A 26,795-nucleotide genomic window follows, 5' to 3' on the forward strand; every position below is an offset into this window, starting at 1 on the left:
AATGAAGTAGTTTTACTAATAATAGCGCACAAGTGTAAGCTGAGTTATTAATTAAAGCAAACCAATGTTACCAAAATAGCTCGATAATCGGCTGTTTTATATTATATAACTAGAATTGTGATACGTGTCATGTTTTTATTTTCTCTAAACTCCAATTAAAAATAACAACTAGCGCATCATCGACTAAACGATTAATCGTTATTATAAACTTGATCCTTAACAAGAAAGACCAGTAGTTTTCCGTATAGTATCTTCCAACAAAAATGCTTACAATACGATTAAAGTAATACTCACATTATCGTTTCGAGGTCATTTTGATAGAAAAAGCGCAATTTTCAAATACGTTATTTCATCCCAAGTATTGGTCGCTTTGGTTTGGTGCCAGCTTGGCACGTTTAACCCAATTCCTTCCCTTGGACAAGCAAATGAAATTAGGAGCCGCAATCGGCCGCTTGGTTAAAAAACTTATCAGCCGTCGTGTGAGTATAGCAAAACGAAATCTAGAGATCTGTTTTCCTGATATGCCGGAGGCAGAACGAGAACGCCTGCTTGAGCATAATATTGAAGAGATCGGTAAAGCTATTTTCGATATTACTAATGCTTGGTGGTGGTCAGACGAGAAAGTTCAACGCCATATGACGATTAAAGGCCAAGCGCATATAACTCAAACCATTGCAGATGGTCACGGCGTAATCTTATTCGCTGTACATTGCCTACCACTTGAAATGGGGGCCAGAATATTTGGTCAATTCCACCCCGGAGTCGGTGTTTACCGCCCGCATAAGAATCCCGTAATGGAGTACCTACAAGTAAAGGGACGCCTAAGATCTAACAAAGCACTTGTGCCTAAAAGCAATCTTCGTCAAATGGTTAAGAGCCTTCGCAATCTTGATGTGATCTGGTATACCGCGGATCAAGACTTCGGACGTTCCAGCGCAACCTTTATTCCTTTTTATGCGATGCCCGATGCAGCAACGATCACAGGTGCAAGTACCCTAGCTCACCTTGGGAAAGCAAAAGTGTTACCATTTAGCGTAGTACGTAATGCTGATGATAAAGGCTATACCATAGAAATAATGCCACCACTCGATAACTTCCCAAGCAAAGATCACGTTGCAGACGCAAAACGAGGCAATACCATTATCGAACAAATCATTGATAAAAATAGGGCTCAATATATGTGGTTACACAGACGATTTAAAACTCGCCCAAATCAAGATTCGCCTTCAGTCTATAAATAATGTTATGCAGTATTGATATATACGAATAACGAGCGTAAACCACACTATAGATTCTCAATACAATTAGCTAATAGCTTGCTCACCAGCGGCGATTAGCTAAAATTACTTAAATTGATGCATTAACCCTTAGTGACCGAAATCACGATTTACGTTAAACTAGCGCCAGTTAATCAGACTACGGCAGGAAAAGTTAATAGTCACTGCTTTAGCAACCAACTTTCAAACCAACACATTGAGTGCCTTCAGCGAACTTGGTGTGATAGAAAGAAAAATAAAAGGCTTACATTTCAAATGAGTAAACAAACGATTCAGTGGTACCCAGGGCATATGCACAAAGCCCGTAAAGAGATCGCGGAAGTTATGCCGCAAATGGATGTCATTATCGAAGTACTCGATGCACGGATCCCTTATAGCAGCGAGAATCCAATGATCTCTGACTTACGTGGTGATACCCCTTGTATTAAGATTCTTAATAAAAGTGATCTTGCAGATCCTATCATTACTGCGCAATGGTTAGAATATTTAGAATTAGAAGAAGGCGTAAAAGCGTATGCCTTCACCACGCAAGATGTGCACGAGATAAAAAAGATCCCACAACTAATTCGTCAACTCGTACCAAATAAAGAAGGTGCACATAAAGTCATTAAAGCGATGATCATGGGTATTCCAAACGTGGGTAAATCAACCACGATTAATATCCTGGCAAATCGTATCATTGCTAAAACGGGTAATGAGCCTGCGGTAACGAAACAGCAGCAACGTATCAAGTTAGACAACGGTATTGTGTTGTCTGATACACCAGGGATGTTATGGCCAAAAGTACAAAACCCACTTTCTGGCTACCGTTTAGCATCAACAGGCGCAATTAAAGATACTGCGATTGAATACGATGACATTGGTATGTATGCAGCAGAATACTTATGTAAAACCTACCCAGACGCAATGCGTGCACGTTACAAGCTAGATAACTTAGACAAGACAGACATAGAATTGTTAGAAGACATTGGTCGTGGCCGTGGTTGTTTAGGCCCAGGTGGTTTTGTTGATTTAAACAAAGCTGCTGCTATTTTAATCAATGAATTACGTACTGCCAAGATCTGTCGTATCAGTTTAGAAACGCCAGCAATGGCTGAAGCAGAAAAAAAAGCAGTGATTGAACGCCTAGCCCTTGAAGGCGTGAAGATTAAAAAGCGTAAGCCAAAGAAAAAACGTCGTTAATCAAGAAATATTAAACTGTCGTTAACCCTTCGTTCGAAAAATAAAAATGCCCCCAGTAATTGGTAGTCCAATTATTGGGGGCCAGTTCAACGAGGGCTCTTCACTAGTAATTGTAAGCGTTAAACTAACCGCTTTCTACTTCTAGCGACAAATTCGCTTCTGAAGTACCAGATTCACTAATAATTTTACCATTCTAATAATATGTCACTCCGCCCCCACTTCCATCCTGCCTCACCTTTGGCATTCGCACCTTTGGTGTTATAACGTATCGTGTGAACTCGTGCATTTTTATCTTGAGCATTACCTATCGTGTATTTAATATGCGTCAAATAATCAGCGCCACAGTTCGCGTCACTATCAAAATCGGAGCCTATTATTACATCAAGAACGCTATTAACCTGTTCTTTCGTCACACTGTCTGCAGCGCAGATTAAACGGCTAAAACCACTAGTAAAAATAATCTATTCATCTTTATTTTTACCTATAGATTTAATAAAGGTAAATGCCAAAGGAACAACAAATAATGAAATGAATGTGCCTAGTAACAAACCTCCCACAATCACCAAACCAATTTGTTGTCGATTTTCACTTCCAGGACCAATGGCCAACGCAAGTGGTAAAGCCCCTAATACCGTGGCGGATGTTGTCATCAAAATAGGGCGAAGTCTCAACGTTGCAGCATCCAAAATTGCCGTTAATAAAAGCTCCCCTTCTTCTAGTTTTTGTTTCGCAAATTGTGTAATCAATATACCATGCTTAACAATGAGTCCAATCAGGGTAATCAATGCAATACCACTGTATAAATTCAAACTATTCCCAGTTACTTTTAACAACAGTAAAGCACCGATAAGTGCAAAAGGGACACAAGTCAAAATAACCAATGGCTCAACAAAACTCTCAAATTGAGCCGCCAAAATCAAATATATAAAGATCAACGCAAATAGAAATAACCAAATCATACTCTCTGTATATTCTAAATACTGCTGCGCACTACCTGAAAAAGCAATAGTCGTATTGGATGGAAGTGTTTCTTTAGAAATTATGCCTAATACATTAATTCCCTGCTCAATAGAAATATTCGATGCTAATTTGACTGTCAGCGTTCCCGAACGAAGGCGGTTATAATGCTCTAAGCCTGAAGGGGCATTATGTTCACTAATTCTCACCAAGCTTTGCAAAGCAATCATTTCATTCTTATTGCTTCTAACGTATATCTCCTCTAACACCTGTAAAGACTGACGTTTTTCCTCAGGTAGCTGTATAATGACATCTACATTTTGGCTACCAAAATTATATTTACCGACTTGCTTCCCTCCTAACATTGTCTCTAACGTATCTGTTATCTTATTGATGGGAATATCTAGATCTGCTGCTAATTCACGGTTAAGGTGAATTTTCAATTGTCTAGTATCCCATTTAAGGTTTGAATTTGAACTCACTATGTCTTTATGCTTTTCAGTCTCTTTAACTAATTCTTGCATCGTACTGCGCAGTTGCTCATAGCTCCCTGTCGTCAATACTTTAACTTCAATTTCCCCTGATGAAACTGACGGAAGAGACCAAGTTAATGGTGGAGGTACAACACCAATATTAACTTGTGTTCCTGGAATATTAGAAAACTTATCTTGCAAACGGCTTGCTATTTGATGACTATTTTTAACTTCATCCTGCTTTACGACCACTGCGGCATAGAAAGATCCCCGTTTCCAGTTTTGCATTAAATAATCCTGCACCTCAGGCGTTTCATCCAATACCTTTTCAAATTGAGGTATAAATGATTGGGTTCGACTAAAGCTATCCTGAGGGGACGTTTGTACTGATAAACTAAGCAATGGCATATTCATCGCTGGTGCAAATTCTTTTGGCAATAAATAAAAAATCCCAATACCAATAAACATTAATAGGGTTAGACCACTAAGTGCCCATTGAGATCTTGCTAAAAATAAGGATAAATATCTGTGATACCCGGACTGAAGGCGCTTAAATAACCGCTCAGAATAAATCGTATAACTGGATTTTGTACTCGATGCTCGCAATATTTTTGAGCACATCATAGGGGATAACGTAAGTGCAAGGAATCCTGAAATAAATATACTTCCCAATAACGTAAAAGCAAATTCTTTAAAAATAACACCTGATATACCACCAAAAAATGCAATAGGAAGATAGATAGCGGCTAATGTCATCGTCATAGAAATAATGGGAAACGTTATTTGCTTAGCCCCCTTAAGAGCAGCAGATAATGGAGGCTCTCCTTCCTCGATAAATCGTGAAATGTTTTCAAGCATGATAATTGCGTCATCGACCACTAAACCAACAGCTAAAACCAAAGCTAATAAAGTTATACTATTAATCGTATACCCCAAGCCATAAATCACAGCAAAAGAACTAATTAAACAAATAGGTATAGTCACAATAGGAACAAGTGATGCTCTGATACTGCCTAAGAATAAAGTGATGACGAGTAGAACTAGAATGAATGCTTCAAAAATCGCGTTATACACACTGTGAAGCGCTGCTTCTGTGAATTCAGACTCGTTATATTCAACTATATATTTCATACCACTAGGTAGTGTACTAGATATTTTCTCTGATAATTCAAGTGCTTTACTCGTCATATCTAATACATTAGCCCCAGCTTCAGGTACTATTCCAATCGCAACGCCCGATTTACCACTAACAGAAAAATAACGTACTTGTGTATCACTCGTTCTATGTTCATTACCCATTTCAACTGTGGCAATATCTTTTAATCTAACGAGCTGATTATCATTATTCCTAATAATTAAATTTGAAAATTCAGCCGTGTTCTCTAATGTAAGATCCGCCACAATCGTATAAGACAGGCTATCACCCTCAATAGAGCCTGTTGGGACTGTATCATTTTGGCTCTCTAATAGTTGAGTTACCTCATCAACAGTGATTCCACGAGCTGCCATTTTATCCGGATGTAACCAAATCCTTAATGCATAATGATGACTACTCCACAATAGGACATTTGCAACCCCCGTTGAGGCTTCAAATTGCGGCACAATAAACTGTTTCACATAATTAGTCAGTACTCCAATAGACTCATTTGAATCAAAGTACGCAAGAAACAAAACAGGTTGGGCATTTGGATCTGTTTTCGAAATAACAGGGATTTCCGATGGTAATTCATCAACAGTTTTACTTATTCTATCTCGTATATCAGCGACAGCATCATCTATATCAGAGCCTAACTTGAATGTAAGCATAATATTACTGTTACCGTCTTGACTCGTTGACATCATATACTCAAGATCTTGAACGCCAGACATCGCATCTTCTAGAATGGTTGTTACCTGAGTTTCAACAATAGTACTCGATGCCCCCGGATAATCAGTACTAATCGTTACCACAGGTACTGTTATTTTCGGTAAATAACGTAGCGGTAATTTTAGGTAACAAATAACGCCAATAATAATAAGCAATAAACTTAATACACAGGTAAAAACGGGACGTTCAATATAAAGGTTTTTAATTTTCATAATGATACTAGCTCCACATTTCGACCATTAGCTAGCTTCTCTTGCCCAAGCGTGACGACAGAATCACCCACGTTTATACCTTTTACAATTTCTGCAGTATTCCCTATCATTTGAGCTATCTCTACAGATCGTTTATAAGCTTTACCATTTTCAATAATAAATACATCATTACCTTCAATTGTTGGTATTAACGACGTTTGTGGAACGAATAAAGCATCATTTTTTATACCTAGAACAAGCTCAACTTGGACGAATAAACCAGGGGATAATATTGAATCGGTATTTTTGATTTCCGCCCATACTGTCATAGTTCTACTGTTAGTATCTACATTTGGTGCGATATAACTGACTTTTCCAGAGAATTGTTTTTCAGGTAAGGAATCGGAGTAAATAATCAGTTTGTTATCGATGGCGGCCTGACTAAAATATTGCTCAGGAATACTGAACTTAACAATCAAACTCGTATTATCAAACAGTTTAACTAAAGCTTCACCACTATCTACATATTGACCCGCATCAATCTGACTCGCTCCAATAACACCTGAAAAGGGTGCTTTTATTGCCATTTTATTTAGCTTAATCTGAAGCTCTTCTAACACATATTTTTTATTATTGTATTTAGACTCCGCATCATCTAAGGATTGTTTAGAAATAATGTTTTTTTCCATTAACTTTAAATTGCGTTCATAAGTTAATTTACTTAAATGTAACTCAGACCTCGCCGTAGAATACTGAGCTTGAAAAAGCTGACTATCAAGTTGATATAAAAGATCACCCTTTTTAACTTTTGTGCCATATTGAAATAGAATAGACTCTATTTTACCCTCTATTTCAGGACTAATATCGATTGCTTTTTTTGCTGATAACGTTCCTATCGTTTTGACCTGAATCGGCACGTTTTGAGCCATTACTTTGGTTACAACCACCTTAATATTCTGAGGTGAATGATTAATTTCAGTTGCATGACTAAAAAAATAATCGTTACCGAGCCAAATAACCATAGCTGCAACAATTGCTGCGATGCTGAATTTTACTTTCATTTATATATCCCTTTAAGAAAATATCCCTCACACTGAAAGGTGATGGACAACAAGGATAGTACCTATTTTGAGGTGCTCGAAATAGAGGGTAATAAATTTTCACTATTATATGTCGTAAAATAAGCACCGCAGGCATATGCACAAAGCCCGTAAAGAAATCGCAGAAGTTATGCCTGCAATGGAAAAATAAACAACGATTAATATCCTCGCTAATCGTATTATTGCTAAGACGGGTAATAGCCAACTGTGACGAAACAGCCGCAGTGATTGAGCGTTTAGCCGTTATAATATTAACTAGCGTTAAAAAAAAGCGCCTCTCATTACAGTAACGAGAGGCGCTTTCTTAACTTTGTACTTAACAGTTTATTTAATGATTAGACGCACATCGTCATCATCACCAAGTTCAATAATGAACTGTTCCTTACCGGCTTTCACAGAACGACTCACCCATTCCAATGGAATTGTGATTGAGCCCATTTCACCATCAAAAACTTCATCTTGATTGATTTGAAAATCAGCATCATTATCTGGGTGGCAACCTTGTGCGTACGCTAATGTACCTCGTTCAATTGGCGAGATATCACTTGAAACATTGTTCATAATGAAAACGCCGTGCTCAGCCATCAAGGTTAATTGTGCTGTTAGTTTTTTAGGGTTCAGTTGATTAACATCTGGCCAGAAGTTAAGACCTTTACTTAATGCCTCAACTTCATTGTTACCGTGCTCATCAATAACTTTAGAACCTTTAAATTTCGTCGGGTCCCAAAGATCATCATAAGTAGGGGTAAAAGTCTTTGCTGCTAACGCTTCAGCCTCAATAGGCAAAACTTCATCAAGAGAAAATATAATTCGTTTCATTTTGGTCCGCTCTTTAATGACAAAAGCACAAACCAAAGTTTGTGCTTTATAATATGCTAGGACTATATACCTAAACAGCGTTGTAATGCAAGTCAGCTAACCGCTTGCTTATTAAACTGTACGGCGTGTCGCAACTGCTTCAGATAGCTGTGCCATCATTGTTTCAGTGTCAGCCCAACCGATACAAGCATCAGTGATACTTTGACCGTAAGTTTCAACTTTACCGTTAACAAGATCTTGACGACCTTCAACTAAATGGCTCTCAACCATCACACCAAAGATACCTTTGTTACCAGCACTAATTTGACCAGAAACATCAGTTGAAACATCCATTTGTTTTTGGAATTTCTTTTCACTGTTAGCATGGCTAAAATCAATCATGATATTAACGTCTTGCTTAGCCGCTTCTAACTGAGTTGTAATTGTTGCTACATCGTCAGCAGAATAGTTGGTCGACTTGCTGCCACCACGTAGAATCAAATGACAATCAGGATTACCTGCTGTTGAGATAATCGCAGAATGACCAAATTTAGTGACGGATAAGAAATGGTGTGGTGCGTTTGCACTACCAATCGCATCAATAGCAACTTTAATTGTACCGTCTGTACCATTTTTAAAACCAACTGGGCAAGACATACCAGAAGCCAGTTCACGGTGAACTTGAGACTCTGTAGTACGTGCACCAATTGCGCCCCAACTCATTAAATCACCTACATATTGCGGCGTAATCATATCTAAGAATTCACCCGCTGTAGGTAAACCCATTGCATTCACATCAAGTAATAGTTTACGTGCGATACGTACACCATCATTTAATTGGAAGCTATCATCTAGATACGGGTCATTGATTAAACCTTTCCAACCTACAGTTGTACGTGGTTTTTCAAAATAAACACGCATCACAATTTCGAGTGTGTCTTTATACTTTTCACGCAATGCCACTAATCGCTCTGCATATTCTAATGCAGCCACGGTGTCATGAATTGAACAAGGACCAACAATCACTAAAAGGCGGTCGTCTTCTTGTCTAAGAATTTGGCTAATGCTATTACGTGATTCAAATACTGTTTTAGTCACATCATCAGAAGCAGGGTATTTTTCTAACACTGCAATTGGCGGTAATAATTCTTTTACTTCACGGATTCTGACGTCGTCTGTTTGATAATGCATACTAATAATATTCCTTTATTCGCCCTCAGGCATTCATACTCTAATGTGATATTGTCCGCATTCAATGTAACGTCTATTTCACTCGGAAGCAATTAGAAATCACATAAAAAAACCATGGATATTGTAAGAAATATTCTTATCTTGCCGAGATTAAGGTAACATCCAGCCAAAATATTCTAAATTTGGAAATTCCATGCGATTAAAAACTGAAGATGAACTAATTGACTTTGCCTATGACGCTTTTTTAGAGGGTGCGCAAACGTATTTAGAGCCTGCTGATCAAATCTTATTTGCCATGCAATTCGAAGATCGTGGTGCGGTTGATATCGTCGACCTTGGTAGCGATTGGCCAGCAAGTGTGGCGATGGGTGTGAATGACGACGAATATTGTGAGTTACATATTGGACTGGTTGACGACAAAGATTTACTCAGTGATGTATTCGGTCGTGTACTAGTAAAGAAAAAAGCCGGAGATAAGTTTATCCATATTCTTTGGAAAACTGAATAATCGTTCCGCTGTGACTTGATTTCATCTCCGATTTAAGGAATATTAGCGTTTAGAATAAGCATTAAAATCCAAGGAGATGGAATTGAGTCTACAAGATAACCAGTTAGTGCGGTGGTTTCGCCAGTCCGCACCCTATGTCAATGCTCATCGCGATAAAACCATCGTACTCACACTGAGCGGTGAAGCGATTGCACACGCTAATTTTATTAATATCGTCAATGATATCGCCTTATTAAATATTCTTGGCATTCGTATCGTACTGGTGTTTGGTGCTCGCCCACAAATCAACACAATATTGGCTCAACACAATTGTGAAAGTGTATTTCACAAGCGACAGCGCGTCACCGATGAACAAGCTTTCCCGCTAATCAAGCAAGTCATTGGCCGACTCCAATATGAGATCACAGCAGCATTTTCAATGGGACTGGTCAACACCCAGATGCACGGCGTAAAAATTAATATTGTCAGTGGTAATTTTATTACTGCGCAACCGATGGGTATTGATGAAGGCATTGATTTTTGTCATACCGGCCGTGTTAGGCGTGTCGATACCGATGCATTAGAATATCAACTTGCACAAAACGCCATCACCGTCATCCCCCCACTCGGCTATTCCGTTACCGGTGAAAGCTTTAATCTCAGTGCCGAGGAAGTTGCGACCAACATTGCCATTAAACTAAATGCACACAAACTGATCAGTTTTTGTTCAGCTCAAGGTGTTTTGGATTATAACGGTAACCTGATTTCTGAAATGTTCCCAGAACAAGCTCAAGAACGTCTAGCCGAAATTGATGCTCAAGGTGGCATAAATAGCGGTACTGCATCTTATTTACGTGCGGCAATCAATGCATCGTTAGCAGGTGTCCCCCGTTGTCACTTGGTTAGCTACAAAACCGATGGGTCGCTATTACAAGAGTTGTTTTCACGTGATGGTGTCGGTACCCAGATTGTCCGTCAAAGTGCCGAGCAAACTCGCCCAGCCAAAATTGAAGATGTGGCGGGTATAATGTTACTCACCCAACCGTTAGTTGATCAAGGCATGCTAGTACAACGCACAAGAGAGCAGCTATTAAAGGATATTGAACACTTCACTGTGGTTGAGCGCGATGGCACTATTATTGGCTGTGCGTCACTTTATTGCTTCTCTGGTAATATTGCTGAAATGGCAAGTGTAGCAACTCATCCAGAATATCGACGTTTAAGTCGCGGTGATTTATTGGTTAAAGAGATCGAAAGACAAGCCAAACTGCAAGGCATGAATAATCTCTTCGTACTCACCACACACAGTATTCATTGGTTTAGAGAGCGAGGCTTTGAACCTGTAGCGCTAGAACAATTACCGGTAGAAAAACAAGAATTGTATAATCTGCAACGTCGTTCGAAAATATTAATGAAGCGTTTATAAGTGATGTGGTTCGGTAATATTTTATGTGCACTTTGGAGTAATAAATAAGCCTAGTGCTTAACGAACCTTCACTTTATATTACTCACGTTGATTTTATGCAATCAACGCCTTTGTTCTCATTGATCTTGAGGCAATTTGCAATCTGAATTATTAAGTATGCCGATTTGCCTTTAAGCTCAATAAATTTAATTTCCGATTCAGTCGCAATCCACTGCATTGACAAATTAAAAATTTTATTTTGATTATCGTTTAACGACGATTCAATTTGGGGAATATTAATCAGTTGCCCATCCTCAGATACTTCTAATAGAACTCCCATTTTTGGAATATTATTTTCAAAAATATTGGATGTAGGTGATGGATGCTCAGGTGTACAACCAATTAAAAACACAGCGGTTATAAAGAGTAGTCTTAATTTGAACATAATAAAACTAACGAAAGTAATCGCTCGCAACAGCATGCAATGCACGAATATGCGCTTCGTCGTCGTTTAAACACGCAATAAAACGATAATCCTCACCACCTGCACCCACAAACAATTTTTTATTCTCTATTGCCATTTCTTCTAACGTTTCTAAGCAATCGACCGCAAACGCAGGTGCAATCACATCTAACGATTTAGTACCACTTTCAGCCAGTTTCACTAAGGTTTCATTGGTATACGGCTGTAACCATTCAGCTTTACCAAAACGAGATTGATAACAATGTACAACCTCATCTTCGGCTAAGCCTAAACGCGCACAAAGCAATGCGGTCGTTTCAACACAATGATCAGCATAAATATCGCCTTTTTCAACAAGGAACTTAGGGATACCATGGTAAGACAATAACAGTTTCTCTGCTCTGCCCTTTTCTGCCCAATGTCGTTCAATACTCAGTGCGAGTGCATCAATAAAGGCTGCGTTATTATGATAATGCTTCACTAAGCTCACACTTGGTACATCGATATTTGTTTGCAGATAATGAGCAACTTGATCAAATACCGGCGCAGTCGTTGTTGAGGAATACTGTGGGAATAACGGTAACACAACAATATGTTCAGAACCCGCTTGCTGTAACTTAGCAATGGCATTTTTAATACTGCGTTCACCATAGGTCATGGCCAGTTCAACATTGACATTTTGACCCGCGTTTTCAAATAAAGAAGACAAGGCTTTTTGCTGTAATAGACTGTAATGTAATAATGGCGAACCATCATCAAACCAAATCGACTGGTAAGCTTTAGCGACACGTTTACAACGCAAAGGTAAAATAACACCATTTAATAGTGGTAACCAAAATAATCGCGGAATGCTAACAACACGAGGATCAGAAAGAAATGGTTTTAAAAATGCTTTAACGCCCGCTGGTGTTGCCGATTCAGGCGTACCAAGGTTAACCAATAATACACTTTGCTTAGTCATATTACACATAATCACTATGTCGTTTAACGAGTATCGTTATTCTAAGCGATTAAACGTATCGGATTCAATAACTCCCTCAAATTTAGCCATAAAAAAACCCCGAGCAAGCTCGAGGTTTCATAACCGTATACAAATTAATCGACAGAATACTCTCTCAATTAAGAGCCAGACTAGCCAAGTAATTCAGCTAATTGCTTGCTTACCGCTTCAACAGTTTGTGTGCCGTCAAATGTAACGTATTTGCTGTTACCTGCTTCCGCTTCTTTGCCATAGTAAGCAATAAGTGGTGCAGTTTGGTCATGGTAGATACCTAAACGTTTACGAACAGTTTCTTCAACATCATCCACACGGATTGTTAATTCTTCACCAGTTTCGTTATCTTTACCTTCCACTTTAGGCGGATTGTAAACAGTATGGTAAACACGACCTGAAGCAGCGTGAACACGACGACCGCTCATACGTTTAACGATTTCTTCATCAGGTACGTCAAATTCAAGTACGAAATCAACGTCAATACCGTTTTCTTTCATCGCGTCAGCTTGTGGGATAGTACGTGGGAAACCGTCTAGTAGGAAACCTTTTGCACAATCTTCTTTCTTAACGCGATCTTTAACTAATTCAATAATTAGTTCGTCAGATACTAGTTGGCCACTATCCATAACAGCTTTAACTTTTTGACCTAACTCAGAACCTTCTTTAATGGCAGCTCGTAGCATATCACCAGTAGAGATTTGCGGAACACCATAATTTTCCATGATGAACTGTGCTTGAGTTCCCTTACCTGCACCTGGTGCACCTAATAAAATAATACGCATAAATTGCCCTTAAATTGACTTAGCTTGTATAAATAGCTTAAATTTCAGAACGGCTAGACTACACGGGAAATCCGATGTGTTCAAGTCCAGCTCAGTTTTGTTACTTTTTTGTATACAACTTTGTGAGTAATACGATAAAAATAATACCCACGAAGTTAAGTCCGAAATTAACCAATTAAACGGTTCATACGCGCAATAAATGCAGCGGGATCATCTAAACTACCACGTTCGGTAAGCTGTGCTTGCTCTAACAATAATTGAATTCTGTCAGTAAATACGGTTTCATCTGCTTCATCAGCAACACGTTTGATCATTTCGTGTTCAGGATTTAGTTCAAAAATGTACTTTTGTGGTGGTACAGCTTGGCCAGCAGATTCCATTAACTTAATCATTTGGCTGCTCATGCCATCTTCATTTGTTACAACACAAGACGGGGTTTCAGTTAGACGATGAGTTAAGCGAACATCGGCTACTTTTTCACCTAGCGTTGTTTTAACACGCTCAATGAAGCTAGCAAATTCTTCCGTTGCATCTTCTTTCGCTTTTTTAGCATCTTCATCATCTAATGCACCAAGGTCAAGATCGCCCTTAGTGACAGATACAAGTTGTTTACCATCAAAATCCGTTAGATGAGACAGTAACCATTCATCAATACGATCTGTTAATAATAATACTTCAATGCCTTTTTTCTTGAAGATCTCAAGATAAGCACTCTTCACAGCTGTTGTGTAGTTATCTGCGGTGATGTAATAAATCTTTTCTTGGCCTTCTTGCATGTTTTCGATGTATTTATCGAAACCAACTTCTTGTGCGGCACCATCAACAGATGTTGAAGAGAAACGTAATAAAGAAGCAATTTTTTCTTTATTCGCCATGTCTTCAGCTGGACCTTCTTTCAGTACTTGACCGAATTCATTCCAAAATTTCAGGTATTTATCGTCATCATTCTTAGCCATGCGATCAAGCATCGTAAGTACACGCTTAGTACAAGCAGTACGTAATGATGTTGTTACTTTATTATCTTGTAAGATTTCACGAGATACGTTTAGTGGTAAATCGTTTGAATCTAACACACCCTTCACGAAGCGCAGGTAAGTAGGCATGAACTGCTCTGCGTCATCCATAATGAATACACGTTGTACGTACAGTTTTAGACCGTGTTCTTTTTCACGGTTCCACATGTCAAATGGGGCGCGCGCAGGAATATAAAGTAAGCTGGTGTATTCTTGCTTACCTTCTACACGGTTATGGCTCCATGTTAGTGGATCTTCAAAGTCGTGTGCGATGTGCTTGTAGAACTCTTGATACTCTTCATCTTTCAGTTCATTTTTCGATAAAGTCCACAATGCACTTGCACGTGTTACCGATTCCCACTCACCTGGAACTGCAGGTGTTTTTTCACCGTCAGGACCTTCTGACTCAGGTTGTCCTTCTTTCCACATTTCAACAGGGATACTGATATGATCAGAGTATTTGTTTACGATTTGACGCAGTTTCCATTCATCCAATAAATCATCTTCGCCTTCACGTAAATGTAAGATGATTTCAGTACCACGGCTTTCTTTGGTGATCTCAGCAAGGCGGTAGTCGCCTTCACCTTCAGATTCCCACTGTACCGCTTGGTCAGCTGCTGCGCCCGCTGCACGTGTATTTACAGTCATCATATCTGCTACGATGAAACCAGAATAGAAACCAACACCAAACTGACCGATTAATTGCGAATCTTTCGCTTGGTCACCAGATAGATTGTCAAAAAATTCAGATGTACCTGAACGTGCAATCGTACCTAGGTGTGAGATAACATCTTCACGTGACATGCCGATACCGTTATCAGCAATAGTAATTGTACGCGCTGTTTTATCCAACGATACACGTACACGTAATTCACCATCATTTTCATATAAACTGTTGTCTGATAATGCTTTAAAACGAAGTTTATCGGCTGCATCTGCCGCATTAGAGACGAGTTCACGTAAAAATATTTCTTTATTTGAATATAAAGAATGGATCATTAATTTAAGCAGCTGCTTAACTTCAGCTTGAAAGCCGTGAGTTTCAGTATTAACTGTATCAGTCATTACTTGTTCCTTTGTTCTAATGGGGTGATTCAGATTAAAACTATCTGAATTTATTCGTTAATAGATAGATGGGTTTGTTATCAGTGTTTTCAAGGGCAGTTTATAATTTTTATCTGTGACCGCTAACGCAACAACTATAAAATACACTACAAAATAACATTAAATATAAGAAAGTCCTTGCACATTAGTGTGCTAACTACCAATATATTGTGCACAACTTAAATTAAGTGGTACACATTAGCATTCGTGCTCATTCTATTATTAAGGTACTTAAAATGACTAAGCTTTATGATTTCGAAGTAACTACAATCACAGGTGAACAGAAAAAACTCAGTGATTATAAAGGCCAAGCAGTGTTGATTGTAAATACAGCAAGTAAATGTGGATTTACTAATCAGTATGCAGAATTAGAAGAGTTACACCAAACATATGGCAGTAAAGGATTAGCTATATTAGGCTTCCCTTGCAACCAATTTAAACAACAAGAGCAAGGCTCAGATGCGGACATCAACTCATTTTGCCAACTTAACTTTGGCGTAACGTTCGATATGTTCAGTAAAATCGATGTTAACGGTAATAATGCAGACCCGCTTTATAATTGGCTTAAAACAGAAGCAAAAGGCATATTAGGCAGTAAAGGCATTAAATGGAATTTCACTAAATTCTTAGTAAACCGCGATGGCGATGTTGTCGATCGCTTTCCACCGACCTTGTCACCAAAAGGCATGGTTAAAGACATTGAAAAACTACTGTAGATTTTCTTTTTTTTAATAAAGTATTTAATAGTTACAATAACTTAGTTAAATGGTTGGCGGTTTTTTTAGATAAAGCTAACTATTTAACATCGTTTATGTTTACAACAAACAACCCTCATAAGGGGTGGAACTTCGCCTTTCTCTGTCGTATAGTATGCGCAATTCATTATAGGAAGGCTTTACATGTTTCGCGACAATCCACTACTATCTCAATTAAAACAAAATATGCGCCAAAACACGCCGAGTGTAGAAGGTACAGTTAAAGGCACTGAACGTGGTTTTGGCTTCCTTGAAGCGGATGATGGCGAAAGCTATTTCATTGCCCCGCCTCACATGAAAAAAATCATGCATGGCGATAGAATTAAAGCGTATATCGAAACTAACGGTGATAAAACATCCGCAGAACCAGATACTTTAGTTGAAGCTAAGTTAACGCGTTTTATTGCGCGTATCAGTATTACTAAAAATAAACTCACCATTCTTGCAGATAGCCCTGTTATCAATATGCCAATCAAAGCGAAATTAGTCGGTTTGGGTGGCCAGAAAGTGAATGAAGGTGACTGGGTCGTTGCACAACTTAAATCTCATGCATTAAAAGACGGTAACTTTGCTGCAGAAGTAACAAGCTTCGTCGCGACGGCAACCGATCCAAATGCACCATGGTGGGTAACATTAGCACGTCAAGACTTAGCTAAAGATGTACCGGCAATGCCTGATTCGGTTGAATTCAAAGATGACACCACACGTGTAGACCTAACCGATAAAGCCTTTTTCACTATCGATTCAGCATCAACCCAAGATATGGATGATGCTCTACTTGTTGAAAAAACAGCGGAAGGTAATTTAAAAGTAACAGTGGCGATCGCCGACCCAACGTCATATATCCCTGCCGATTCAGAGTTAAACAAAATTGCAGCAGAACGTGCATTCACTGTGTATTTACCGGGCCGTAATATCCCAATGATGCCACGTGAACTCAGTGATAGTGTTTGTTCACTCGTTGCTGGCGAAAAACGCCCAACATTATGCTGTACTTATACTATCCAAGAAGACGGTGCATTAGCTGAAGAATTTGAATTCTTCACAGCATGGATCACATCACAGCACAAACTGTCTTACACACAAGTATCAGATTGGATTGAAGAAGTATCAACTGACTGGCAGCCTGAAGCACAACTGGCAGAACAGCTACAATCACTGGCTACTTTTTCACGTCATCGCCAGCAGTGGCGCAAGAAGAATGCAATCGTATTCCCAGACCAACCTGATTATAGCTTTGAACTAGATGACACCGGTAATGTACTGGCTATTCATGTAGAACACCGTCGTATTGCCAATCAAATGATTGAAGAAACAATGGTTGCAGCGAACATTACAGCAGCACGTTTATTCCGTCAAAATGGTGATATTGGTGTATTTAATACCCATGCTGGTTTCGACCCAGAGAAAATTGATCTGGTTGTCGAGTTATTAACTGAGCATGGTATTGAATGTACTAAAGAGCACATCCAATCACTACCAGGTTATGTTGAATTACAACGTACACTCGCTGAAAAAGCCAATCCAGCGTTAGACAGTCGTTTACGTCGAATGCAAAGCTATAGCATAATCAGTGCAAGTGCAGAACGCCACTTCGCGATGGGCTTAGACGGTTATGCAACGTGGACATCACCTATTCGTAAATATGGTGACATCATTAACCACCGTCTAATCAAAGCAACATTGACCAATGGTTCTGCGCCGTCAGCGACTGAAGATGAAGTTATCTTAATGTCAGAACGTCGTCGTCAACACAGAATGGCTGAACGTGATATCTCATCGTGGTTATACGTTGACTACCTAACACCTGCAGTAGAAAGCCAACAAGCATTCGAAGCAAGTATTATGGATGTTAACCGTGGTGGTTTACGTGTGCGTTTACTTGAGAATGGTGCGGTTGCATTTATCCCTGCTAGCTTATTACATGATAATAAGAAAGAAGTTAAATGCTTAGTTGAAACTGGCCAAATCAGCATTAAAGATCAAGTTGAATACAGCCTAGGTGACGTGATTTACGTAAACATTGCTGAAATCAACAAAGAAAAACGTAACATTGTTGCTAAACCAGTTGAAAAAATAGCGAGTTAATCGCCGCAGTTATTAATAACAAATAGTAATCGCAAATAGTAGTAACGTATTCGTTGTTATAGCCTTGTTTTTATACAACGCAGTTAACGAGGGCAAGATCGCTTGCCCTCGTTAAATAATAAACCCTGCCCTACCCCAATGTCGCTGTCGCTCTGTGTGCAATTGCACAATTAATTTAAGCTTGTTATTTGGATCTATCTGCCAGTTCGCACTAATATCCGGATTTAACGCCGTAAACTCCGCCAGCATGTTTTTTAAATGCGTCAGCATTACCATCGTGACTTGCTCACGTTTCGGCATATCCATCACAAAGTTAAAGGCTTGTAACTCCATCATTTGATACTGCTGTAACACAAACTCTAAATCTGCTAACTTTTCTTCAAATTTAAGCTGTTCGTACTTTACCTGATCCTTCACCAACGTGACATCCACCATAGCTCGGCTATCGATGTTGATCGCATCGGCATAAATACCATCTATATTCACCATGCCCTGTGTTGAGTTATCATCATAAATGGATAATAACGCCATATTTTTAGCGTTAACGCTATTTGAATTGATCAGGATTAAACTTGTTATTGCAGTAAGGCAAACGAAGAAACAACACAGTAATAACAGCGGCGCAAATTGTTGGTGACCGTCGTGTAATTTCCATTGTGGATTTAGTTTTAATATCGGATTCATTTAAAGCAACTCATTAATCATCAATGAGGCTATTAAACCAAGCAAGTGTGGCGATTAAATTTCATTAAAGTGATGAAGAAAGATGAATAATGACGAAATGTGGCAATGTGGTCGTTAGATGATGCGGTAAAAATGATGAATAAACCCAAACTACAGAGTGGAAGCACTCGAGAATTGTAGTCCGGGTCAACTTAATAAGCGATTAACCATCAATCACTATCGACAATGTAAGAACTCAGCTCTTGTTTCAGGACGAGATTTAAAGATACCACCCAGTGATGTCGTTGTTGTTTCACTCGTTGCATCCATCACACCACGTGCTTTCACACAATAGTGTGTAGCAGTAATGCTAACAGCAACATCTTGCGAATCAAGCAAGGTTTGCAACGCAACTAAGATTTGTTGAGTTAAACGTTCTTGCACTTGTGGACGGCGTGAGAAAAACTGCACGATACGGTTAATCTTTGATAAGCCAATTATTTTACTGCGAGGAATGTACGCAATAGTGGCTTTACCATCGATAGTAATAAAGTGATGTTCACACGTACTCGTTAACGTAATATTACTCACCTTAACCATTTCATCGACTTGCATTTTATTATCAATTAAAGTGATTTTAGGAAATGATGCATAATCTAAGCCTGAGAATATTTCATTCACGTACATTTTTGCAATACGGTGTGGCGTTTCAGTCAAACTATCATCGCTTAGATCTAGTTCTAATAATTTTAGAATCTCGGTAAAATGCGATTCAATGCTTTCTTTTTTTTCTGCGCTCGTTAGCCCAGTTTCGATCATAGGTGTTTCTAACCCGCGCTCTTCCAAGACTGAACGGACTAATAAAGCTTCTTTACTTAGGCAGATCATTGATTACTCCACAAACGGTTCGACTTTAAAATAATGGCGCATAATAACATCTAACAATTAAGTAAGATAAACAAATTAGCTGAAATAGCGTTAATTAAGCTTTTTATTGTTATAGATCCTATCGTCAACCAGCTGAGTTTGTCATAATTACCGATATATTAAAAAATAACCAACTAAGGGTATGCAATGGGATGTTGTGACGTACAAGGGCTAAAGCCGCTGGATTTAGCGATGCAAGAGATGTTAGCCAATATCGATGCAGTGAAAGAAACACTCACATTAAACTTAGCTGATTCGCTCGATTATATTCTCGCTGAAGATATCGTCTCTCCAATTAATGTCCCACCTTTTGATAATTCAGCAATGGATGGTTATGCTGTTCGAATCTCAGATCTGACACAATCAATGACACTACCACTTGCTGGAAAAGCCTTTGCAGGTCAACCATTCAATGATGTATGGCCACTTGGTACTTGTATTCGCATCATGACTGGCGCACCAGTGCCGACAGGTTGTGAAGCCGTCATCATGCAAGAACGAACACAAGTCGATGGTGATTTGGTGACTTTTGAAGCTTTACCGCCAATGCATGACAATATTCGTAATACCGCAGAAGATATTGCAGTCGGTCAAGCAGTGTTAACCAAAGGTCGCCGTCTCACGCCACGTGATATCCCAATGCTAGCAAGCATTGGAATTGATACAGTAACCGTTTATCGTCGTTTAAAAGTTGCAATTTTCTCAACAGGTGATGAACTTAAAAGCTTGGGCCAACCTTTAGCTAACGGTGAGATTTACGACAGTAATAGGTACAGCATCACAGCAATGCTGTCGCGTTTAAATTTAGATATCATTGATTTTGGTATTGTTCCTGATGATGAAGCCCTACTTCGTGAAACGTTCATCAAAGCCGATGCAGCTGCAGACGCAGTGATCACATCAGGAGGCGTATCAGTTGGTGAAGCTGACTACACAAAAATATTACTTGAAGAACTGGGGGAGATTGGCTTTTGGAAATTAGCGATTAAGCCCGGAAAGCCTTTTGCGTTCGGTACGCTGCCAAACAGTAAATTCTTTGGTTTGCCAGGTAACCCGGTATCAGCAACAGTGACTTTTCATCAACTTGTTGTACCTGCATTAGCTAAAATGACCAACCAAGTTTACACTCCAACACCACGTTTCAATGCTATTGCGGCAACAAAATTGAAAAAGGCACCTGGTCGTATGGACTTCCAACGCGCCATTTATAGTGTCAATGCAGACGGACAACTTGAAGTTGTATCCACAGGCAGTCAAGGTTCAGGCGTATTTAGTAGCATGAGCCACTCTAATTGTTATGCTATCTTAGAGCAGGACCGCGGTAATGTTGAAATCGGTGAAACAGTGACTATCGAACCATTTAACGAGATCTTAAATTAATGAAAACCCCCTTTACTAATGGCGACTTACCTTCCGAAGACATCTTATCTTCGGAAGAAGAGTTACGCTATAACCGTCAAATTGTCCTACGTCACTTTGACTTTGACGGACAAGAAGCCTTAAAACAAGCCAATGTATTAATTATTGGTGCTGGCGGTCTTGGCTGTGCGAGTAGCCAATACTTAGCCTCAGCGGGTATGGGTAAGATGACATTGGTCGATTTTGACCATATTGAATTATCGAATTTACAACGCCAATTGTTACACCGTGATAGTCGTATTGGTGAATTAAAATCACTTTCAGCTAAATATGAGCTGGAGCAGATAAATCCACACTGTAAAGTGCAGGCCATCACTAAAAGGCTGTCTGAAGATGAGTTAACGGACTTAATCAAACAACATGATATCGTGCTCGATTGTACTGATAACGTCGATACACGAGAGCAGATAAACCGTGCTTGTTTTGCTTTACGCACGCCATTAGTATCAGGTGCAGCGATCCGCATGGAAGGTCAAATCAGTGTATTTACTTATGCCGATGATGAGCCTTGCTACCAATGCCTAAGCCAATTATTCGGTAACGGGACATTAAGCTGTGTGGAATCCGGTATTATGGCGCCGATGGTGGGTATTATTGGTGCGATGCAAGCAATGGAAGCAATTAAGGTTATTGCTAATTTTGGTCAGCCAATGACCGGAAAAGTCTTAATTGTCGATGGTCTCACACTTTCATTTCAACAGATGAAACTACCAAAACTGCCTACCTGTACGGTTTGTCACGCTTCAAGAACAGCATAACCTTATAATCTAACGCGGTTATCAACCGACAGTTAATTGCGCTAGATTATAAAAATATATTTGCCAGATAAGACACTAATAAGCAATATACCACGTTGCCAATGATACTCGCCTCCAGTCCTACAAACCAATATAGCAAACCTAACGCCGTGGCTGTAATCACAGATATAATCACACTAAACACAATCAGGTTTATTGAGAACGTAGATGTGATGATGGCAATTAACAGTGCCACGAATAACGAGGCTATAAGTGATGACGTAAGAATAATTCGAGTCGTGAGTTTGATTGGCGTCACGTTCCCTTCCCTCTCTGATAACCGAGATAGCAAAAGAGATAGCGGTAACATAAGCAAGCCTAAATATAAGGTACTTAAGACTGTTGCTGTAACTAGAATTAAAGCAATATCTAACGAACCAAATATTTGATGGTATTTAAGGAATGCCTGCGGTAAATGCGGTTCAGCAATCACAAAGATCAAACTACATAAAATAGCGGTCAATAAACCAAAGCAAGCCCCGAATACCAGAGTAAGCTGTAATTCAGATAAAAAACCTGAACGATTGGTATCTTGCCGCGGCGGTGTTGACATCTTAGTCGCATAGACGATACCAAAATAAGCCGCACTGGATAGCGCCAATAAACCTAAAGTAACTAAAGGTGTAATAAAGTTACTTGTTAAACCAAGTCCCATCGGCAAGCTAGCGAAAAAAAACGATGCTATGTTCGTTTTTTCGGCAAACACAATGGCACTCATCACTAAAAACGCGAAAGTGAACATCAAGCAGCGTTGTAAGGTTGTGAGGTTGTGCAATACAGCCTCGAATAATGTTATCTTGCTCTTCGATTGTTGTCCGATCATATCTTATTTACAATAAATGAGTTTAGCGCTACTCCATTTCTAGCATTAAAGATAAATATATCCCTAACACCCAAAAAGTCGTAACTACAAATGGGTAATGATATATATTATTCCATATATATCAAGTTTAATTACTGTTTTTTAACCTAAAATATTAGCATTCATACGCTATATCAATATTTAGAAGATTCTTCGGCTTATCATTTTGACAGTATAATGATTATCTAATTTAGAAAGTTCATACTTATTTACTCGTTACCAGTTTGAAACATAAGGATTTTTCATCATTTAATTTCATACCTAAAATTGAAATTAAAGAGTGTATTAATACAAAAATAAATGTAATATTCGATTCGCGACTTAACTACTCATTAGTAGGTGCATTACACTTTTATTGATTGTAATGATATTTAAGTACTTATTGATTCATAATTAGATAAATAAAGGAATATACAATGACAGACCTACGCGTTAAATTCGAAGCAACAGTAGACCAAGTTCAAAATGGCACAGCAAAGAAAAAACCTTCTCAAGAATTAAAGTTAGAATTTTACTCATTATTTAAGCAAGCAACGGAAGGTGATGTCGCAACAAAGAAACCATCTATTTTTGATATGGTTGCTTTCGCGAAATGGACTGCATGGGATAAGTTACGCGGTTTATCGACAGAGCAAGCAATGGAAAAATACATTGCTCGCGTAGAAGAAGAATACGCAGCTTAATTGATAAAGAAAATAACATTTTGTCAGTAAATAAGCTTATTTACTGACAGTTTTTAGAGTAGCTCATCTATTCATTAAGAAATAGACTTCAAATATCTGACCTATTATTTATTAATGAAGCGCTTCACTACTTTCTTTTGGCTAAAAAACCACTGTCTACTAGCACACTTACTCATCATCACGCCTTAAATTTATCTTATAAATGTCTACTTTCTGCTAAAAATCAATCCAACTACACCTATAACCAATATCAATCATAGATCTTTTATATCAAAAGCTTATGAATTACATTATGTGGTTTTAAACACAGCTACGTTAGCAATAACCAATAACTACAGTTCTAAATTTACTGCAAAACCAGATCGAAATATAAACTGGGTGTAATATGAACGTATATTGCACGAAATAAGCGTTACAACGCCTAAAAAGGCATCAAATAGGCCTTGAGAATAATGATTTTGTTAATGAAAACAACAATTTCATAAAAATAACGAGCGGGTGTATTGCTATGAGCCTTTAACCATGTATAATTCGTCTTAAGAAATTAGGCTAGTTTATATCGGTAGAATAAGCTTTAGTTAATACTCGTATTGATTATTGTGTTTTGTATTGTTTATATAAGTTACACCCTGGTTTTTTAACAATTTTTTTAATAACGTATATATATACAGGGTTTTTAATATGTCTAATACAGTAATCGGTAAAGTAAAATTCTTCAACGAAGCTAAAGGTTTCGGTTTCATCGAGCAAGAAAATGGCCCAGATGTATTCGTACATTTCAGCTCTATCTTAGTTGATGGCTTTAAAGTACTTACTGACGGTCAAAAAGTTGAGTTCACTGTAGGCCAAGGCCAAAAAGGTCCTCAAGCTGAGAACGTTAAACCTCTTTAATAGTTTACTATTAATCGGTTAAACAGTTATCAAAAAAGGTGAACTTAGTTCACCTTTTTTATTGTCTAAAATTTATGACATGTAATGTGGAATGAGGTTTAGATACTAAAAAAGCCAATGAGGTATCTCATTGGCTTTTTTTATAGGTATGACTACGCGCTTAAATATTTGGACTACTTAGTAATTACTTCCAGTTGCTTCTCTCTCGAACTAATACTCTCAGTTAAGCTTTTCAATACACCATTACTAATATTAAAAATCCAACCATGAATCGTTAATTCTTCACCCTTGCGCCAAGCTCGCTTCACAATGGTGGTATTACAGACATTTCTAACCTGCTCTACAACGTTTAATTCACACATGCGATCAATTTTATCTTCTTCACTAACGTTTTTTAAATCATCCATGTGAAAGCGTTCTACATCTTTTATGTGACGCAGCCAATTATCAATTAAACCATGCTGCTCATCACCCATAGCTGCCTTAACGCCACCACAACCATAATGGCCACAGACAATAATATGCTTAACTTTAAGCACCTCAACCGCGTACTGGATCACTGATAAACAATTTAAGTCGGTGTGCACAACAATATTAGCAATGTTACGATGCACGAAAACTTCCCCCGGAGGCAGGGCCATGATCTGGTTTGCTGGTACGCGACTATCGGAGCAGCCGATCCAGAGATAGTCAGGTGATTGCTGCTTAGAAAGTTGTTCAAAAAAGTCAGGGAACTGTTCATTAATCTGTTCTGACCATGCGCGATTACGTTCAAATATCGATTTAATAGTACTCAAGACTACGCTCTCTGATTAAATAACTACATTTTGAATCCTTAAATTAGCTTGTTTAATCAATATATTCAACTGATAAATAAGTAATCTTCGAATATAAGCCACTGGACTTATGAGTGTAAAAATTAAAAAAAACACTGTACAAGCCAGCTATAGAAAAGCACCCAATCAAGGGTGCTTTTTTATTAAATTACAAGGTGAACGCTACGTTATTTAGCGACGTCCCCTTGCTTGGATAGACATGATCTCAACATGAAGAAACCAACAATACCAGACAGTAATGAACCTAAGATAATACCAAGGCGCTCATCAAATAATGGGTTTGTACCTGTATCTTCAAAGGCTAATGAGCCAATAAATAAACTCATGGTGAAACCAACACCACATAGAATGGCAGTACTATATAAAGAACACCAATCCATACCTTTTGGCATTTTTGCAATCTTACATTTAATCGCTAACCAACATAAACCAAAGATACCAACTTGCTTACCAATAAATAAACCTAACGCAATACCCATAGGCACTGGGTGTAAGATTTGATCTAGACCAACACCCGATAAATTAATACCGGCATTCGCAAATGCAAAGACAGGTAAGATAACGAATGCAACAATAAAGTGTAGTCCATGCTCCATCGTCTTCAGTGGTGAATGCGATTTATCTTTTGACTGCATCGGAATAAACAGTGCAAGAATAACACCCGCCAATGTTGCGTGAATACCAGATTTCAACATTGCCACCCACATCACAATACCAACGATGATATACAATGCTTTCGAATCAACGTTGCGTTTATTGAAATAGGCCAACACAGGAATACATAATGCCGAAATAATAAGTGCAGGAATAGACAGGCTCGATGTATAGAAGAAGGCAATAATTAAAATTGCACCAATATCATCAAAAATAGCGAGCGATGTTAAGAATATTTTCAAGCTAACAGGCACTCGAGAACCTAATAGACTCAGGATACCTAACGCAAATGCAATATCTGTTGCAGCAGGGATAGCCCAACCACTTAACGCAGCAGGATCATCCATATTAAAGTAAACATAAATAAGCGCTGGGAATAACATACCACCGATAGCACCCACGCCCGGTAGAATAATATTACGAGGATCAGATAACTCCCCTTCTACTAATTCTCTTTTTAGCTCAAGTCCAACTAAAAAGAAGAACACAGCCATTAAACCATCATTAATCCAAAGTAATAATGGTTTCGCGATCTCTAAACCGCCAAGCTTGATCTCTACTGGAATTTCCAGAAATAATGCATATAAATCTTGTGCAGGGCTATTAGCTAAAACCATAGCTAATACAGCTGAGAACATTAAGATAATGCCACCCGCTGATTCTAGTTTAAAGAAACTAGATAAAAATGAATCTTGTGTGTTGTTCATACTTTTCCTTATACCTACATATTCATCTATAAATGGTCGCTCAATACAACTAGTCCATTACACCAATATAGAATGACGATATGTCAGTATTATCAATTTATATAAATTAAAGCATAATTATATTTAATGCTATTAAGACGCTTTACTACTGCTACCGCCTCCGTCTTATCGACATAATATGGCAAGTAATATGACACATAATAATAAGAAATCACACATATAAATATCA

24 protein-coding genes are annotated in these 26,795 nt (G+C 38.5%); 10 read left to right on the forward strand and 14 right to left on the reverse strand.

The annotated features are described in order from the left end of the window. Positions 1–314 precede the first annotated feature (314 nt). Both lpxL and ylqF read left to right on the forward strand, forming a co-directional pair. Entirely contained in the window at positions 315–1,241 is a 927-nt protein-coding gene (gene lpxL, locus AKG98_RS08275; RefSeq protein ID WP_083543916.1) for an LpxL/LpxP family Kdo(2)-lipid IV(A) lauroyl/palmitoleoyl acyltransferase, read from the forward strand. A gap of 291 nt (positions 1,242–1,532) precedes the next feature. After that, the gene (ylqF, locus tag AKG98_RS08280) at positions 1,533–2,459 is read left to right on the forward strand and encodes a ribosome biogenesis GTPase YlqF (RefSeq protein WP_067044070.1); all 927 of its coding nucleotides are present in this window, start codon (positions 1,533–1,535) and stop codon (positions 2,457–2,459) included. Positions 2,460–2,644: 185 nt separating this feature from the next. Here the strand turns inward: ylqF and AKG98_RS08285 are convergent, their stop codons facing one another. The 5 genes from AKG98_RS08285 to aroG form a co-directional block, all read right to left on the reverse strand. Further along, positions 2,645–2,872 (reverse strand): hypothetical protein, encoded by a 228-nt coding sequence (locus tag AKG98_RS08285; RefSeq protein ID WP_067044079.1) that lies wholly within the window; start codon positions 2,870–2,872, stop codon positions 2,645–2,647. A gap of 48 nt (positions 2,873–2,920) precedes the next feature. Continuing rightward, the gene (locus AKG98_RS08290; RefSeq protein WP_067044082.1) at positions 2,921–5,968 is read right to left on the reverse strand and encodes an efflux RND transporter permease subunit; all 3,048 of its coding nucleotides are present in this window, start codon (positions 5,966–5,968) and stop codon (positions 2,921–2,923) included. Beyond that, positions 5,965–7,008 carry an efflux RND transporter periplasmic adaptor subunit gene (locus AKG98_RS08295; RefSeq protein WP_067044085.1) on the reverse strand — a complete coding sequence of 348 codons (1,044 nt, stop codon included), beginning with the start codon at positions 7,006–7,008 and terminating at the stop codon, positions 5,965–5,967. Before AKG98_RS08295 ends, AKG98_RS08290 begins: the two co-directional genes overlap by 4 nt. Positions 7,009–7,371: 363 nt before the next feature. Further along, complete coding sequence (locus AKG98_RS08300) at positions 7,372–7,866, reverse strand: DUF3085 domain-containing protein (protein WP_067044088.1); 495 nt, start codon at positions 7,864–7,866, stop codon at positions 7,372–7,374. Positions 7,867–7,977: 111 nt separating this feature from the next. After that, positions 7,978–9,036, reverse strand: a complete 1,059-nt coding sequence (gene aroG, locus AKG98_RS08305) for a 3-deoxy-7-phosphoheptulonate synthase AroG (protein ID WP_067044090.1) — start codon at positions 9,034–9,036, stop codon at positions 7,978–7,980. A 193-nt stretch (positions 9,037–9,229) separates the two neighbouring features. Here aroG and AKG98_RS08310 point away from each other — a divergent pair, with 193 nt between their 5' ends. Together AKG98_RS08310 and argA are read left to right on the forward strand one after the other, a co-directional pair. After that, positions 9,230–9,544: an HI1450 family dsDNA-mimic protein gene (locus tag AKG98_RS08310; protein WP_067044094.1), complete on the forward strand. Its 315-nt coding sequence runs from the start codon at positions 9,230–9,232 to the stop codon at positions 9,542–9,544. A gap of 76 nt (positions 9,545–9,620) precedes the next feature. Beyond that, positions 9,621–10,949, forward strand: a complete 1,329-nt coding sequence (gene argA / locus AKG98_RS08315) for an amino-acid N-acetyltransferase (protein ID WP_067044097.1) — start codon at positions 9,621–9,623, stop codon at positions 10,947–10,949. An 82-nt stretch (positions 10,950–11,031) separates the two neighbouring features. On the opposite strand, the gene AKG98_RS08320 is transcribed toward argA, so the two are convergent. The 4 genes from AKG98_RS08320 to htpG all read right to left on the reverse strand — a co-directional run bounded on the left by AKG98_RS08320 (position 11,032) and on the right by htpG (position 15,245). Further along, positions 11,032–11,373: a hypothetical protein gene (locus tag AKG98_RS08320; protein ID WP_067044100.1), complete on the reverse strand. Its 342-nt coding sequence runs from the start codon at positions 11,371–11,373 to the stop codon at positions 11,032–11,034. A gap of 7 nt (positions 11,374–11,380) precedes the next feature. Next, positions 11,381–12,361 (reverse strand): ferrochelatase, encoded by a 981-nt coding sequence (hemH, locus tag AKG98_RS08325; RefSeq protein WP_067044103.1) that lies wholly within the window; start codon positions 12,359–12,361, stop codon positions 11,381–11,383. Between the two features lie 161 nt (positions 12,362–12,522). Then, entirely contained in the window at positions 12,523–13,167 is a 645-nt protein-coding gene (adk, locus tag AKG98_RS08330; protein ID WP_067044106.1) for an adenylate kinase, read from the reverse strand. Between the two features lie 167 nt (positions 13,168–13,334). Next, positions 13,335–15,245, reverse strand: a complete 1,911-nt coding sequence (gene htpG / locus AKG98_RS08335; RefSeq protein WP_067044109.1) for a molecular chaperone HtpG — start codon at positions 15,243–15,245, stop codon at positions 13,335–13,337. 275 nt (positions 15,246–15,520) lie between these two features. On the opposite strand from htpG, the gene AKG98_RS08340 reads away from it, so the two are divergent. Together AKG98_RS08340 and AKG98_RS08345 are read left to right on the forward strand one after the other, a co-directional pair. After that, positions 15,521–16,000 carry a glutathione peroxidase gene (locus AKG98_RS08340; RefSeq protein ID WP_067044112.1) on the forward strand — a complete coding sequence of 160 codons (480 nt, stop codon included), beginning with the start codon at positions 15,521–15,523 and terminating at the stop codon, positions 15,998–16,000. A 183-nt stretch (positions 16,001–16,183) separates the two neighbouring features. Continuing rightward, entirely contained in the window at positions 16,184–18,127 is a 1,944-nt protein-coding gene (locus AKG98_RS08345) for an exoribonuclease II (protein WP_067044115.1), read from the forward strand. Between the two features lie 111 nt (positions 18,128–18,238). Here AKG98_RS08345 and AKG98_RS08350 read toward each other — a convergent pair whose 3' ends face one another. Together AKG98_RS08350 and folE are read right to left on the reverse strand one after the other, a co-directional pair. After that, positions 18,239–18,811, reverse strand: coding sequence for a GTP cyclohydrolase (locus AKG98_RS08350; protein WP_067044118.1), 573 nt, complete (start codon positions 18,809–18,811; stop codon positions 18,239–18,241). A gap of 216 nt (positions 18,812–19,027) precedes the next feature. Next, positions 19,028–19,675: a GTP cyclohydrolase I FolE gene (folE, locus tag AKG98_RS08355; RefSeq protein WP_228140268.1), complete on the reverse strand. Its 648-nt coding sequence runs from the start codon at positions 19,673–19,675 to the stop codon at positions 19,028–19,030. Between the two features lie 189 nt (positions 19,676–19,864). Here folE and moeA point away from each other — a divergent pair, with 189 nt between their 5' ends. Continuing rightward, positions 19,865–21,097: a molybdopterin molybdotransferase MoeA gene (moeA, locus tag AKG98_RS08360; RefSeq protein ID WP_067044123.1), complete on the forward strand. Its 1,233-nt coding sequence runs from the start codon at positions 19,865–19,867 to the stop codon at positions 21,095–21,097. Further along, entirely contained in the window at positions 21,097–21,894 is a 798-nt protein-coding gene (gene moeB / locus AKG98_RS08365; RefSeq protein ID WP_067044126.1) for a molybdopterin-synthase adenylyltransferase MoeB, read from the forward strand. Before moeA ends, moeB begins: the two co-directional genes overlap by 1 nt. A 46-nt stretch (positions 21,895–21,940) precedes the next feature. Here moeB and AKG98_RS08370 read toward each other — a convergent pair whose 3' ends face one another. Next, positions 21,941–22,756: a hypothetical protein gene (locus AKG98_RS08370; RefSeq protein WP_067044128.1), complete on the reverse strand. Its 816-nt coding sequence runs from the start codon at positions 22,754–22,756 to the stop codon at positions 21,941–21,943. 455 nt (positions 22,757–23,211) lie between these two features. On the opposite strand from AKG98_RS08370, the gene AKG98_RS08375 reads away from it, so the two are divergent. After that, on the forward strand, positions 23,212–23,478 hold the full coding sequence (locus AKG98_RS08375; RefSeq protein WP_067044131.1) for an acyl-CoA-binding protein: 267 nt from the start codon (positions 23,212–23,214) through the stop codon (positions 23,476–23,478). A gap of 681 nt (positions 23,479–24,159) precedes the next feature. Next, positions 24,160–24,369: a cold-shock protein gene (locus tag AKG98_RS08380; protein WP_006030497.1), complete on the forward strand. Its 210-nt coding sequence runs from the start codon at positions 24,160–24,162 to the stop codon at positions 24,367–24,369. Between the two features lie 173 nt (positions 24,370–24,542). Here the strand turns inward: AKG98_RS08380 and can are convergent, their stop codons facing one another. Further along, on the reverse strand, positions 24,543–25,166 hold the full coding sequence (can, locus tag AKG98_RS08385; protein ID WP_067044134.1) for a carbonate dehydratase: 624 nt from the start codon (positions 25,164–25,166) through the stop codon (positions 24,543–24,545). 206 nt (positions 25,167–25,372) lie between these two features. Continuing rightward, positions 25,373–26,566 (reverse strand): Na+/H+ antiporter NhaA, encoded by a 1,194-nt coding sequence (gene nhaA, locus AKG98_RS08390; protein WP_067044137.1) that lies wholly within the window; start codon positions 26,564–26,566, stop codon positions 25,373–25,375. Positions 26,567–26,795 lie beyond the last annotated feature (229 nt).

It is taken from the genome of Moritella sp. JT01 (assembly GCF_001574435.1).
In the GTDB taxonomy this organism is placed as follows: domain Bacteria; phylum Pseudomonadota; class Gammaproteobacteria; order Enterobacterales; family Moritellaceae; genus Moritella.

Coding starts and splice junctions, on each gene's coding strand:
- AKG98_RS08370 (WP_067044128.1), bottom strand. CDS start 22,756: ATGATCGGACAACAATCGAAGAGCAAGATAACATTATTCGAGGCTGTA.
- AKG98_RS08310 (WP_067044094.1), top strand. CDS start 9,230: ATGCGATTAAAAACTGAAGATGAACTAATTGACTTTGCCTATGACGCT.
- moeA (WP_067044123.1), top strand. CDS start 19,865: ATGGGATGTTGTGACGTACAAGGGCTAAAGCCGCTGGATTTAGCGATG.
- AKG98_RS08340 (WP_067044112.1), top strand. CDS start 15,521: ATGACTAAGCTTTATGATTTCGAAGTAACTACAATCACAGGTGAACAG.
- AKG98_RS08295 (WP_067044085.1), bottom strand. CDS start 7,008: ATGAAAGTAAAATTCAGCATCGCAGCAATTGTTGCAGCTATGGTTATT.
- AKG98_RS08300 (WP_067044088.1), bottom strand. CDS start 7,866: ATGAAACGAATTATATTTTCTCTTGATGAAGTTTTGCCTATTGAGGCT.
- AKG98_RS08290 (WP_067044082.1), bottom strand. CDS start 5,968: ATGAAAATTAAAAACCTTTATATTGAACGTCCCGTTTTTACCTGTGTA.
- argA (WP_067044097.1), top strand. CDS start 9,621: ATGGAATTGAGTCTACAAGATAACCAGTTAGTGCGGTGGTTTCGCCAG.
- AKG98_RS08380 (WP_006030497.1), top strand. CDS start 24,160: ATGTCTAATACAGTAATCGGTAAAGTAAAATTCTTCAACGAAGCTAAA.
- AKG98_RS08320 (WP_067044100.1), bottom strand. CDS start 11,373: ATGTTCAAATTAAGACTACTCTTTATAACCGCTGTGTTTTTAATTGGT.
- AKG98_RS08375 (WP_067044131.1), top strand. CDS start 23,212: ATGACAGACCTACGCGTTAAATTCGAAGCAACAGTAGACCAAGTTCAA.
- aroG (WP_067044090.1), bottom strand. CDS start 9,036: ATGCATTATCAAACAGACGACGTCAGAATCCGTGAAGTAAAAGAATTA.
- AKG98_RS08345 (WP_067044115.1), top strand. CDS start 16,184: ATGTTTCGCGACAATCCACTACTATCTCAATTAAAACAAAATATGCGC.
- AKG98_RS08350 (WP_067044118.1), bottom strand. CDS start 18,811: ATGAATCCGATATTAAAACTAAATCCACAATGGAAATTACACGACGGT.
- hemH (WP_067044103.1), bottom strand. CDS start 12,361: ATGTGTAATATGACTAAGCAAAGTGTATTATTGGTTAACCTTGGTACG.
- ylqF (WP_067044070.1), top strand. CDS start 1,533: ATGAGTAAACAAACGATTCAGTGGTACCCAGGGCATATGCACAAAGCC.
- htpG (WP_067044109.1), bottom strand. CDS start 15,245: ATGACTGATACAGTTAATACTGAAACTCACGGCTTTCAAGCTGAAGTT.
- nhaA (WP_067044137.1), bottom strand. CDS start 26,566: ATGAACAACACACAAGATTCATTTTTATCTAGTTTCTTTAAACTAGAA.
- adk (WP_067044106.1), bottom strand. CDS start 13,167: ATGCGTATTATTTTATTAGGTGCACCAGGTGCAGGTAAGGGAACTCAA.
- moeB (WP_067044126.1), top strand. CDS start 21,097: ATGAAAACCCCCTTTACTAATGGCGACTTACCTTCCGAAGACATCTTA.